Annotated in this window: 11 protein-coding genes; 2 read left to right on the plus strand and 9 right to left on the minus strand. The window is 63.3% G+C overall.

Features of this window, described 5'->3' with window-relative positions; translation table 11 throughout:
* The gene (locus DNJ95_RS16010) at positions 1–1182 is read left to right on the plus strand and encodes a BaiN/RdsA family NAD(P)/FAD-dependent oxidoreductase (RefSeq protein ID WP_131185730.1); all 1182 of its coding nucleotides are present in this window, start codon (positions 1–3) and stop codon (positions 1180–1182) included.
* A 143-nt stretch (positions 1183–1325) separates the two neighbouring features.
* Here the strand turns inward: DNJ95_RS16010 and DNJ95_RS16015 are convergent, their stop codons facing one another.
* From DNJ95_RS16015 to DNJ95_RS16025, 3 genes are all read right to left on the minus strand, one after another.
* A complete protein-coding gene (locus DNJ95_RS16015) occupies positions 1326–1583 on the minus strand; it encodes a hypothetical protein (protein WP_131185731.1) in 258 nt (85 codons plus the stop codon).
* Positions 1584–1856: 273 nt separating this feature from the next.
* Positions 1857–4040 carry a putative bifunctional diguanylate cyclase/phosphodiesterase gene (locus DNJ95_RS16020; RefSeq protein ID WP_131185732.1) on the minus strand — a complete coding sequence of 728 codons (2184 nt, stop codon included), beginning with the start codon at positions 4038–4040 and terminating at the stop codon, positions 1857–1859.
* Positions 4041–4530: 490 nt separating this feature from the next.
* Positions 4531–4809: a DUF3509 domain-containing protein gene (locus tag DNJ95_RS16025; protein WP_131185733.1), complete on the minus strand. Its 279-nt coding sequence runs from the start codon at positions 4807–4809 to the stop codon at positions 4531–4533.
* A 419-nt stretch (positions 4810–5228) separates the two neighbouring features.
* Between DNJ95_RS16025 and DNJ95_RS16030 the strand changes: the two genes are divergently transcribed.
* Complete coding sequence (locus tag DNJ95_RS16030; RefSeq protein WP_131185734.1) at positions 5229–5606, plus strand: response regulator; 378 nt, start codon at positions 5229–5231, stop codon at positions 5604–5606.
* Between the two features lie 99 nt (positions 5607–5705).
* Here the strand turns inward: DNJ95_RS16030 and fba are convergent, their stop codons facing one another.
* From fba to tkt, 6 genes are all read right to left on the minus strand, one after another.
* Positions 5706–6770 (minus strand): class II fructose-bisphosphate aldolase, encoded by a 1065-nt coding sequence (gene fba, locus DNJ95_RS16035; protein ID WP_131185735.1) that lies wholly within the window; start codon positions 6768–6770, stop codon positions 5706–5708.
* A gap of 108 nt (positions 6771–6878) precedes the next feature.
* Positions 6879–7211, minus strand: coding sequence for an MliC family protein (locus DNJ95_RS16040; protein ID WP_165491648.1), 333 nt, complete (start codon positions 7209–7211; stop codon positions 6879–6881).
* Positions 7211–7402 (minus strand): hypothetical protein, encoded by a 192-nt coding sequence (locus DNJ95_RS16045; protein ID WP_131185736.1) that lies wholly within the window; start codon positions 7400–7402, stop codon positions 7211–7213. Before DNJ95_RS16045 ends, DNJ95_RS16040 begins: the two co-directional genes overlap by 1 nt.
* A gap of 122 nt (positions 7403–7524) precedes the next feature.
* Positions 7525–8685 carry a phosphoglycerate kinase gene (locus tag DNJ95_RS16050; RefSeq protein ID WP_131185755.1) on the minus strand — a complete coding sequence of 387 codons (1161 nt, stop codon included), beginning with the start codon at positions 8683–8685 and terminating at the stop codon, positions 7525–7527.
* An 11-nt stretch (positions 8686–8696) separates the two neighbouring features.
* A complete protein-coding gene (gene epd, locus DNJ95_RS16055; protein ID WP_131185737.1) occupies positions 8697–9752 on the minus strand; it encodes an erythrose-4-phosphate dehydrogenase in 1056 nt (351 codons plus the stop codon).
* 100 nt (positions 9753–9852) lie between these two features.
* Complete coding sequence (gene tkt, locus DNJ95_RS16060; RefSeq protein WP_131185738.1) at positions 9853–11850, minus strand: transketolase; 1998 nt, start codon at positions 11848–11850, stop codon at positions 9853–9855.
* Positions 11851–11902: the final 52 nt, after the last annotated feature.

Here is an 11902-nt window from a genome sequence, read left to right on the forward strand (position 1 = left end):
GTGCAGGGTACAGACGTAATCATCATCGGCGCAGGCGCGGCGGGCCTGATGTGCGCCTTCAACGCCGCCCGGCGCGGCCGGCGGGTCACGCTGCTGGACCACGCCAACAAGCCCGGCAAGAAAATCCTCATGTCCGGCGGTGGCCGCTGCAACTTCACCAATCTCTACACCGAGCCGGGCAACTTCCTCTCGCACAACCCGCACTTCTGCAAATCGGCGCTGGCCCGCTATACCCAGAGGGACTTCCTCGAGCTGGTCGGCAAGCATGGCGTACCCTGGCACGAGAAGAAACTCGGGCAACTGTTCTGCGACAACAAGTCCAGCGATATCCTCGACATGCTGCTGGCCGAATGCGACGTGAGTGGCGTGGATCTGCGTCTGGAAACCCGTATCGACAGCATCGAGGCCGAGAACGGCGGCTACCGGCTGCGCACCAGCGCCGGGCCGTTCGCCTGCGGGTCGCTGGTGATCGCCACCGGCGGCCTGTCGATCCCGACCCTGGGCGCCACCGGCCTGGGCCACCAGGTCGCACGGCAATTCGGCCACAACGTCTGGCCTACCCGCGCCGGCCTGGTGCCGTTCACCCTCACCGACCCGCAACTGAAAGCGCTGTGCGGCGAACTCAGCGGCACCTCGCTGGACTGCCTGGCGCAATGCAACGGCCAGAGCTTCCGGGAAAACCTGCTGTTCACCCATCGCGGCCTGAGCGGCCCGGCGATGCTGCAGATATCCTCCTACTGGAACCCCGGCGATACGCTGGAAATCGACCTGCTGCCTGGGCGTGACGCCCTGCAGTGGCTGCAGCAACAACAGGTGGAACACCCGGCGATCGAATTGAAGACCCTGCTGGCCGAAGTCTTCACGCGCAAGATGGCCGGCCTGTTGTGCGAATACTGGTTCGAGTCACGGCCACTGAAGCAGTACAACCTGCCCCAGTTGCGCGATATCGCCCAACGACTAGGCGCCTGGCGCCTGATCCCGGCGGGAACGGAAGGCTACCGCACGGCAGAGGTCACCCTGGGCGGCGTGGACACCCGCGAGGTTTCATCGAAAACCATGGAATCGCAGAAATCGCCGGGGTTGTATTTCATCGGGGAGGTGCTGGACGTCAGTGGCCACCTGGGCGGCTTCAACTTCCAGTGGGCCTGGGCCTCGGCCCATGCGGCGGCCCAGCACGTGTGATGGCGGCTCCGGCGCCGGATCGGCGTCGGGCACGCAAGCCTGCTCCTCGCGCAGGCAGGAACCGAAGGCAGCATAGATCGAAAGAAAACCAGGCTTCATCGGAACCCCCCTGCTGACGAGCGAGGCGGCAGACGCGACCAGACTCAATGAGCCGGGCTGTCGGTCTCCGGCACGCTTCCTTCGGCATTATCGGTTTCGGAATCGGGGACGGTGGTATCGACCTCGGGCGCTACACTCTCCGGCAAGGCATCTACCGGCTCGCTACTGGGAATCGGGTCGGCAACGGGCGGCGCTGGCTGTTCGGCGGGAGCAGGAGCAGGGGGCGTCACAGGCTCGCTCTCGGAACCACAACCCACCAGAAACAGCCCCAGAGCCGGAGCAAACAGATAAGCAAGACGCATCTTCAACCTCCTGAATGAAAGACGATGGGCCTTTTATCAACCCACGAATGAATGGACAACGGAAAGGTCGAAGAGTGCCGCGGCAGGGCTCAACACCGGGCAATCGCATGCAGGTGTCGTTGCATGGAGCTAGGTTTCACCGCGAGGGGAAAGCCCGCCTTGCGGCAGTCTTTCGATTTTCCGAGGTGAATAGCCCGCTATTTGACGAGGGAAAGCGGAAAAATGACCCAATCCGGCTTTCCCGCCGCAGAACGGCCTCGAGACCGGCAGACCCTAGACATTGAAAGCGCCGCTTTCACTGAACATCTCCTGCAACTGCGCGGCCGGTATCGGCCGGCTGAACCAGTAGCCCTGGACGAACGGGCAGTGTTCTGCAGTGAGGAAATCCAGTTGCGCCTGTTCCTCGACGCCTTCGGCCACCACCGACAGCCCCAGGCTCTGGCCCAGTCCTATAATCGCGCGGCTGATCACCAGCGACTCGGCGTTTTCCGGGGTACCGGAGATGAAACTGCGGTCGACCTTGAGGATATGCAACGGAAAACGCTTGAGGTAGCCGAGGGAGCAGTAGCCCGTACCGAAATCGTCCAGCGCCAGGCGCACGCCGAGCCCGGCGATACGTTGCAGGTTGTTCCTGACCAGCATACTGTCCTGCATCAGCAGGGTTTCGGTAATTTCCAGCACCAGGCTGCCTGGCGCCAGCCCGGTTTCATCGAGGATCAGCATGAGCCGGTCGGCGAAATCGTGCTCCTGTAACTGGCGGATGGACAGGTTCACCGCACAGTGCATCTGCGCCTGGCCCGCCAGTTGCCAGTCGCGGACCTGGCGACAGGCCTCCTGCAGGACCCACTCGCCAACCCGGACGATACCGCTGGAGGCTTCCAGCACCGGAATGAACTCCTGCGGTGGAACCAGGCGGCCCTGATCACTCCAGCGCAGCAACGCCTCGACCCCTGCCAGGTAAGGCTTGCCATCGACCAGTTGGCAGATCGGCTGGTAGTGCAGGCTGTATTCATTGCGCTCGAGGGCCTGGGCCAGGGCGCTCTCGAGGGCCAGTTGGCGCTTGGCCGTGTGTTGCAGGCCATCGTAGTACAGGGCGAAGCGATCCTTTCCCGCGCCCTTCGCACTGTAGAGCGCAAGATCCGCGGCCTGTAGCGCATCCAGCGGCTGGCCATCGCGATATAGGGGCGCGATGCCGATGCTGGCACTGATCGTCAGCATATGGAAATCGATCAACATCGGCTGCCGCAGAGCGTCCAGCATGCGCCGTGCGACGCCCTCGGCATCGGCCTCACAGGCCAGATCCCCCAGCAGGGCGACGAACTCGTCGCCACCGAAACGCGCCAGATGATCGCCGGGACGCAAGCAACGCCGCAACCGCGCTGTGACCTCGATCAGCACCTTGTCGCCCGTACCGTGCCCGAGGCTGTCATTGATCAGCTTGAAACGATCCAGGTCGACGAACAGCAGCGCCGAGTCACGGCTATGGACCCTCGTCTGCACCTTCTTGAGCAATTCATCCAAGTGCATGCGATTGGCCAGACCGGTCAAGGGATCATGCCGCGCCGCATGCCGCAGGGAGGCCTCGGCGCGCTTGCGACCGCTGATATCGGCCTGGGAACCGGCCATGCGAGGACCTTGCGGCCCCTCCTCGATGACCCCGCGCGCCAGCACCCACGTATAGTCATCGCGCACGGTGCGAATCCGGTATTCGTGACAGAACGACGGTGCCAGCCCGTTCATGTGCGCACTGATCGCGCCACGCAGGCCAGGCAGGTCATCCGGATGCACCCGGCTGAACCAGTCATCGCTGCTTGTGGTGGTCTGTGGCGGCAACCCCAGCATGCTGGTCCAGCGCTCGGACAGGTAGAGCCGGTCCTGGTTGATATCCCAGTCCCAGATACCGTCCTCGGTGCCGCGCAAGGCCCTGGCCAAGCGCGCCTCACTATCCTCCAGGGCCTGTCGCTGGGCGGTGCTGTAGGTGTCGATGGCAAGCATCATGTCGAAGAACACCGCCTTCAGCAGGCTGCCATAGAGCTTGCTGTTCGGCGCATCCCCCAGCAGTTCTTCGAGTATCTCGCCCAGGTACAGTCGGTAGGCGCCCATATACCACTCGAGATCGACCCCCACGCGCTGGTGTACCAACCCCACCAACAGGCGATCATTGACATAGTCACGGTCGTAAGGCCCCATCCAGAGCCGCTGGTAATAGCGCTTCTGGCTTTGCTTGAGGCGCTCCAGGCCATCGGGGTCGTCGAGTATTTGGGCAGGCCGCTCGAAGCGCGCCAGGTGCTCATAGAGCCTGTCGATGAAATGCGCATGCACCTCATCCAGTGATCCGGCGGCCTGATTCAGGCGCTTTGCATCCGCCGTCCGCCACTGCAACAGGCGCTTTCGCACCTGGATGTCTTCAGCCTTGAGGCTGACTCGCTCGAGGAGCGCTTTCAGTTCGTTCTTCATGCGGCCAGCAGCTTCCAGACACTCGGCAAGACCGTCAGCCACAGGCAAGCGGCAACGCTCTCGCATTCTTGGGGCCTGTTCGAGCCCCGCAAGCGGCCCCGGAAAGGTATGACCAGCAGGCGGCAAGCTACGAAAGGTTCGGTTCTTGCGGATCGAAGAATGACAACGTGAGTACGGCAGAGATGCCCTGACACGCCCTCGGTTCATTGCAGCCCATGCAACGAAAAGGGCCCATGGCGCAACGAGAACACGCAGTGCTGGTGTCAATAGGCCACTAATCGTGACAGGCGGGCAGGGAAGCGTTATTGATATGAATCAATGGGCAGAGAGCGTTGCCGGAAACGTCAGGGCGAAGCGTTTCCGTATCGCCTTGCCTTGTAAGGGCACGGGCATTCATTGCAAACACCAGGGGCTGTTGACGTTTCGTCGCAAGCCGCGTTGTCGCGACGAAACGTCAGCAGCCCCTGGCACCCTGGCCGGATACGCCCGCTCAGGCGTACTCGTAGGAAGGAAGTGCCGAACGGCTCTGGCTCTGCAGATGAGTGATGACGGGGGCCACCCCGGCTTCCAGCGACAGGTCGCGGCGGATGGAACTGACTACCCAATCCAGTTGCACGGCGGTCCGGGCCTGCCCCTTGGACAGGGCGCGGCGCAGGACATCCTGCTCCTCATTGCGCAGGGTCAGCAGCAAACCACCATCAGGGCGGCTGACGATCTGCACTTCGAACTCCGGGAAGGCCGCAGTGAGGATTTGTTGCGCAAGATTCATGGGAGTCTCTCCATACGTTTCCATTTCTTCCTATGGAGCAGACTCCATGCCAACCCCGAATATCAATAAAATAACTTATAAATCAAATAGTTAAATAAAAAACCAAAGTCATTGGCCATGCAATTTGCATGATTCATCAAAAGAGGTCGTGCATTCTGAGATGACATTTTGCCATCTGCTCGACAAACGACTGCTCATCCGTCCACCATGAACTTGCCGGACCACCCCCACTCCAACCCGAGGTGGCAGCAAAGCCGGTCCACTTCAGTAGACGCAGTACAGGCACATGTAGTAGCCCGGCACTCAAGGACCAGACCCATCGTACATTCGGACACGCCACAGGAACGCCGCTTCGCCGCAAGCGAAGCAGGCCGAGTGCGCTTTGCGCCGGGCAATACGACTTGAGAGCCAGCATGCAAATGAACGATCTACTCCATCGCACTGTGTTGCTCGTCGAGGACGAGCCACAGATACGGGCCCTGCTGGCGGACTTCCTGGCCGACGAGGGCTATGAGGTGATGCCGGCGGAAAATGCCGAGCGCGCCTTCGAGATACTCGCCAGCAGCCCCAGGCTGGACCTTCTGATCAGCGACTACCGGCTCCCCGGCGGGGTTTCCGGCGTGATGATCGCGGAACCGGCACTGAAGCTGCGACCGGACCTGAAGGTCATCTTCATCAGCGGCTACCCCCTGGAAATCTACCAGTCGGGCAGCCCCATCGCCCATTCGGCGCCGGTACTGGCCAAGCCCTTTTCCCTCGATTCGCTACACCGGCAGATCGAACGGGTGCTGGCCTGAAGCGGCTCCGGGGAGCGAGACACCGGTAGCGGCCTGTGATGAAACGCACACAGACTGCCACGACCCTCGCCTGCAACTCGAAGCCGCGCTGCGACAGCCTCAGTTGACCTTAGGAGCCAGCTCGCCACGGGCATAGCGCTGGAACATGTCTTCCAGGGAGACCGGCTTGATCTTCGAAGCATTGCCGGCGGTGCCAAAGGCTTCGTAGCGGGCGATGCAGATATCGCGCATGGCGACGATGGTCTTGGCGAAGAACTTGCGCGGGTCGAATTCGCTCGGCTGCTCGGCCATCATGCGGCGAATGGCGCCGGTGGACGCCAGGCGCAGGTCGGTGTCGATATTCACCTTGCGCACGCCGTACTTGATGCCCTCGACGATCTCCTCGACCGGAACACCGTAGGTCTCCTTGATGTCGCCGCCGAATTCGTTGATCACCTTCAGCCACTCCTGGGGTACCGAGGAGGAGCCGTGCATCACCAGGTGGGTATTGGGAATACGCTTGTGAATTTCCTTGATGCGCTCGATGGACAGCACGTCGCCGGTTGGCGGCTTGGTGAACTTGTAGGCGCCGTGGCTGGTGCCGATGGCGATGGCCAGGGCATCGACCTGGGTTTCCTTGACGAACTGCGCGGCTTCTTCCGGGTCGGTCAGCAGTTGGCTATGGTCCAGCACGCCTTCGGCGCCAACCCCGTCCTCTTCACCGGCCATGCCGGTCTCCAGGCTGCCCAGGCAGCCCAGCTCGCCTTCCACGGAAACGCCGCAGGCATGGGCGAAAGCCACGGTCTGGCGGGTCACGCGGACGTTGTAGTCATAGTCGGCCGGGGTCTTGCCGTCTTCTTTCAGCGAGCCGTCCATCATCACCGACGAGAAGCCGAGCTGGATCGAGCGCTGGCACACGTCAGGGCTGGTGCCGTGGTCCTGGTGCATGCACACCGGGATATGCGGGAATTCTTCGATCGCGGCCAGGATCAGGTGGCGCAGGAAAGGCGCGCCGGCATATTTGCGGGCACCCGCCGAAGCCTGCACGATCACCGGCGAGTCGGTCTTGTCAGCCGCTTCCATGATCGCGCGCATCTGCTCCAGGTTGTTGACGTTGAAAGCCGGCACGCCATAGCCGAACTCGGCGGCGTGGTCGAGCATCTGGCGCATGCTGATAAGTGCCATGTTTTCCTGTTCTCCGGTATCTGATCGTATAAGCCTGCTACTGCGACAGGCGATATTCAAGCATCGCGCAATCACGTCGCGGCATTGTAACGGCAGCACGGGTATCGCTCACAGGTTTATCAGCGAAGCACTACAGCCGTGAGCCAGCAATTCGTCATCGGCAAGGCGATAGACCAGGGCGCCACCGCCCTTGTCATGGAAAGCGATAACGCCATCGCTGTAGAAACTTCCCAGAGTGCTCGGCGCGCGCTGCAAGCGGTGCACCTGCGCGGCGTTGCCGAGCTTGAGGTCCACCTGGCGCCGCTCGGTATCGGCATAGCGCCAGTGGATGTCGTTCGGGCTCAGGCATTTCCAGTGCACGAAGGGTGCATCGGGCCCCGCCTGCCAGTGGGAACAACCTGCCAGCAGGACCAGGGCCAGTAGCGGTATGGCACGCAGCATCAGGGGCAATCCTGGGCCTGCGAGCCACTCATTATGGTCGGGTCACCACTGCTCTGGATCGCCACCCGCTGATCGTTCTGCACTGTCGGGCCGGTAGCCGGTGGCGGTGCGATCACCTCGCAGGCATGCCTGGTACCGCCGCTGCAACCAGCCAGAACCAGACACACCAGGGCAAGTATCGGACTACGCATGGTCATTTCTCCTTCGAATGGGCTCAAGGGAAAGACAACGCTCGCCTGCCGTGGTTGCCTGGAACCGCCGCCGTTTCATCCGCAAACCGCGTCACCGCGGCGAAACGGCAAAAGACACCGGCTCAACGTACGCGTTGCTCCAGCACTTCGACGGCCGGCAGCACCTTGCCTTCGACGAACTCGAGGAAGGCGCCGCCACCGGTGGAGATGTAGGAAATGCGTTCGGCCACGCCGTATTTGTCGATGGCCGCCAGGGTATCGCCACCTCCAGCGATGGAGAAGGCCGGGCTTTCGGCGATGGCTTCGGCCAGCACCTTGGTGCCATTGCCGAACTGGTCGAACTCGAACACCCCGACCGGCCCATTCCACAGGATGGTTTTCGAGGATTTCAGCAACTCGGCGAACCGCTGCGCGGTCTGCGGACCGATATCGAGGATCATGTCGTCGTCGCCCACCTCGCCGACAGCCTTGACCGTGGCCTCGGCGTCCTCGGCGAAAGCCTTGGCCACCACCACGTCCACCGGCAGCGGCACGCTGACCTTGGCGGCGATGGCCCTGGCGGTATCGATCAGGTCCGCCTCATGCAACGACTTGCCGACGTTGTAGCCCGCCGCCGCGAGGAAGGTGTTGGCGATGCCGCCGCCGACGATCAACTGGTCGCAGATCTGGCTGAGGCTGTTGAGCACATCGAGCTTGGTCGATACCTTGGAGCCGGCAACGATGGCCGCCATCGGCTTGGCCGGGTTGCCCAGCGCCTTGCCCAGCGCTTCCAGCTCGGCGGCCAGCAGTGGGCCGGCCGCGGCGACCCTGGCGAACTTCGCCACACCGTGGGTCGAGCCCTGGGCGCGGTGGGCGGTGCCGAAGGCATCCATCACGAACACATCGCACAGGGCGGCATAGCGCTTCGCCAGTTCGTCGACGTTCTTCTTCTCGCCCTTGTTGAAGCGCACGTTCTCCAGCAGCACCAGTTGCCCCGGCGCCACCTCGACGCCGTCGAGGTAGTCGCGCACCAGCGGCACTTCGCGGCCAAGGGCCTGGCTCAGGTAGTCGGCTACCGGCTTGAGGCTGTCCTCTTCGCTGTAGACGCCCTCCTGCGGACGCCCCAGGTGCGAGCAGACCAGCACCGCCGCGCCCTTCTCCAGGGCCAGGCGAAGGGTCGGCAGCGCCGCGAGGATGCGCGCGTCGCTCTTCACCACGCCGTCCTTGAGCGGCACGTTGAGATCCTCGCGGATCAGCACACGCTTGCCGGCCAGGTCGAGGTCGGCCATCTTCACTACTTTCAGGGTCGGCGTGCTCATGGAATGTCCTTCTTGTGGTTGATGACGTGCAGATAATGCTCCGCCACGTCGAGCATACGGTTGGCAAAACCCCACTCGTTGTCGAACCAGGCCAGCAGGTTGACCAGGCGCGGGCCACTGCTGCGCGTCTGGCTGCCGTCGACGATGGCCGAGTGCGGATCGTGATTGAAATCGCAACTGGCATGCGGCAATTCGGTGTAGGCGATCAGCCCGGCGAAGCGCTCGCTGGCCGCTGCTTCGCGCATCACCTGGTTGACCTCGTCGGCACAGGTGTCACGCGAGGTCAGCACGGTGATATCCAGGCAGGAGACATTCAGCGTCGGCACCCGCACCGCCTTGGCCTGGATGCGCCCGGCCAGCTCCGGCAGCAGCCGCTCGATGCCACGCGCCAGCCCGGTCGACACCGGGATCACCGACTGGAAGGCCGAACGCGTACGGCGCAAGTCTTCGTGATGGTAGGCGTCGATCACCGGCTGGTCGTTCATCGCCGAGTGGATGGTGGTGATGAACACCTGCTCCAGGCCGATGGCGTCGTTCAGCAGCTTGAGCAGCGGTACCCCGCAATTGGTGGTGCAGGAGGCGTTGGAAACCAGGGTCTGGCCGTGGCTCAGGCGTTCCTGGTTGACGCCGAAGACAATGGTCGCGTCGACATCCGCCTCGCTGGCCATCGGTTGCGAAAACAACACCCTCGGCGCCCCGGCGCGCAGGAAGCGTTCGCCCTGGGCACGATTGACGTACTGCCCGGAACATTCCAGCAGCAGGTCGATGCCCAGCCCGCTCCAGTCGATGCCTTCCGGGGTCGGCTGGCGCAGCACCTTCACGCAATCGCCGTTGATATGCAGGCAATCGCCATCGACCTTGACCTCGCCGGGGAAGCGCCCGTGGGTGGAATCGAAGCGGGTCAGGTACTCGATGCTGGCCTGGTCGGCCAGATCGTTCAGCGCGACGATCTCCAGGCCGGCGCCCGCACCCCGCTCATAAAGCGCGCGCAGCACGCAGCGACCGATGCGGCCGTAGCCGTTGAGGGCGATTTTGTAGGGACGATTGGCCATGGCGATCTCGATGGAGAGCGTGCGTAGACCGTAGGATGGGTTGAGCCTGCGATACCCATCACAGCGGACTGACGGGTATCGCTCCGCCGCTCAACCCATCCTACGCATCCAGCAATTCTTCGGCGGTGGCGACGACGTTTTCGACGGTAAAGCCGAACTCTTCGAACAGTTGCCCGGCGGGGGCCGATTCGCCGTAAGTGGTCATGCCGATGATGCGGCCCTCCAGGCCGACGTACTTGTACCAGTAGTCGGCATGCGAGGCCTCGATGGCGATACGCGCAGCCACCTCGACCGGCAGCACGGCCTGGCGATAGGCGGCATCCTGGGCATCGAACACGCTGGTGCTGGGAATGGACACCACACGCACCTTCCGTCCAGTCGCGACCAGTTGCTCATACGCCTGCATCGCCAGGCCGACTTCCGAACCGGTGGCGATCAGGATCAGTTCCGGCTCGCCGGCGCTGTCCTTGAGCACATAGCCGCCACGGGCGATATCCGCCAGTTGCTGCTCGTCACGCGCCTGGTGCGGCAGGTTCTGGCGGCTGAAGATCAGCGCGCTCGGGCCGTCCTTGCGCTCGATGGCGTACTTCCAGGCCACCGCCGACTCCACCGCATCGGCCGGGCGCCAGGTGTCCAGGTTGGGCGTGCAGCGCAGGCTGGCCAGTTGCTCGACCGGCTGGTGGGTCGGGCCGTCTTCGCCAAGGCCGATGGAGTCGTGGGTGAAGACGTAGAGCACACGCTGCTTCATCAGTGCCGACATGCGCACCGCATTACGCGCGTACTCCATGAACATCAGGAAGGTCGCACCATAGGGAATCAGGCCGCCGTGCAGAGCGATGCCGTTCATGATGGCGCTCATGCCGAACTCGCGCACACCGTAGTGCACATAGTTGCCCGAGGCATCCTCGGCACTCACCGCCTTGCAGCCTTTCCACAGGGTCAGGTTGGAGCCGGCCAGGTCGGCGGAGCCGCCCAGCAGCTCCGGCAGCAGCGGGCCGAAGGCATTCAGGGCGTTCTGGCTGGCCTTGCGGCTGGCAATGGTTTCGCCCTTGCCAGCCACTTCGCGGATATAAGCGGCGGCCTTCTCGGCGAAGTCGGCGGGCAGCTCGCCCTCGATGCGGCGCTCGAACTCGGCGGCCAGCTCCGGGAACTCGCCGCGGTAGGCTTCGAAACGCTGCTGCCACTCGCCTTCGGTCTTGGCGCCGCTCTCGCTGGCATCCCAGGCGGCATAGATATCGGCGGGGATCTCGAACGGCTGATGGCTCCAGCCCAGCGCCTCGCGGGTCAGGGCGATCTCGCCGGCGCCCAGGGCGGCGCCGTGGCACTCTTCCTTGCCCTGCTTGTTCGGCGAGCCAAAACCGATGACGGTCTTGCAGCAGATCAAGGTCGGACGGTCGCTCTTGCGCGCGGTCTCGATGGCGATGTTGATCTCGTCCGGGTCGTGCCCGTCGACGTTGCGGATCACCTGCCAGCCATAGGCCTCGAAGCGGCGCGGCGTGTCGTCGCTGAACCAGCCCTCGACCTCGCCGTCGATGGAGATGCCGTTGTCATCGTAGAAGGCGGTCAGCTTGTTCAGGCCCAGGGTGCCGGCCAGCGAGCAGACTTCATGGGAAATGCCTTCCATCATGCAGCCATCGCCGAGGAACACATAGGTATTGTGATCGACGACCTCATGCCCGGGACGGTTGAACTGGGCGGCCAGCACCTTCTCCGCCAGGGCGAAGCCGACGGCGTTGGCGATGCCCTGGCCGAGCGGACCGGTGGTGGTCTCGACCCCGGCGGTGTAACCGAATTCGGGATGGCCGGGGGTGCGGCTGTGCAGTTGGCGGAAGTTCTGCAAGTCCTCGATGGTCAGGTCGTAGCCGCTCAGGTGCAGCAACGAATAGATCAGCATCGAACCATGGCCGTTGGAGAGTACGAAACGGTCGCGGTCGGCCCACTGCGGGTTGTTCGGGTTGTGCTTGAGGTGGTCGTGCCACAGCACTTCGGCGATGTCCGCCATGCCCATCGGGGCACCGGGGTGGCCGCTGTTGGCTTTCTGCACGGCATCCATGCTCAAGGCACGGATGGCATTGGCTCGCTCACGACGGCTGGGCATCGCTGAATCTCCTGGGTAAGGCTGATCACGGAAAAGGCGGCCATTTTCGCCC

This window comes from Stutzerimonas kirkiae (genome assembly GCF_004327335.1).
In the GTDB taxonomy this organism is placed as follows: Bacteria; Pseudomonadota; Gammaproteobacteria; order Pseudomonadales; family Pseudomonadaceae; genus Stutzerimonas; species Stutzerimonas kirkiae.

Coding starts and splice junctions, on each gene's coding strand:
- DNJ95_RS16015 (WP_131185731.1), bottom strand. CDS start 1,583: ATGCGTCTTGCTTATCTGTTTGCTCCGGCTCTGGGGCTGTTTCTGGTG.
- DNJ95_RS16020 (WP_131185732.1), bottom strand. CDS start 4,040: ATGAAGAACGAACTGAAAGCGCTCCTCGAGCGAGTCAGCCTCAAGGCT.
- DNJ95_RS16025 (WP_131185733.1), bottom strand. CDS start 4,809: ATGAATCTTGCGCAACAAATCCTCACTGCGGCCTTCCCGGAGTTCGAA.
- DNJ95_RS16030 (WP_131185734.1), top strand. CDS start 5,229: ATGAACGATCTACTCCATCGCACTGTGTTGCTCGTCGAGGACGAGCCA.
- fba (WP_131185735.1), bottom strand. CDS start 6,770: ATGGCACTTATCAGCATGCGCCAGATGCTCGACCACGCCGCCGAGTTC.
- DNJ95_RS16040 (WP_165491648.1), bottom strand. CDS start 7,211: ATGCTGCGTGCCATACCGCTACTGGCCCTGGTCCTGCTGGCAGGTTGT.
- DNJ95_RS16045 (WP_131185736.1), bottom strand. CDS start 7,402: ATGCGTAGTCCGATACTTGCCCTGGTGTGTCTGGTTCTGGCTGGTTGC.
- epd (WP_131185737.1), bottom strand. CDS start 9,752: ATGGCCAATCGTCCCTACAAAATCGCCCTCAACGGCTACGGCCGCATC.
- tkt (WP_131185738.1), bottom strand. CDS start 11,850: ATGCCCAGCCGTCGTGAGCGAGCCAATGCCATCCGTGCCTTGAGCATG.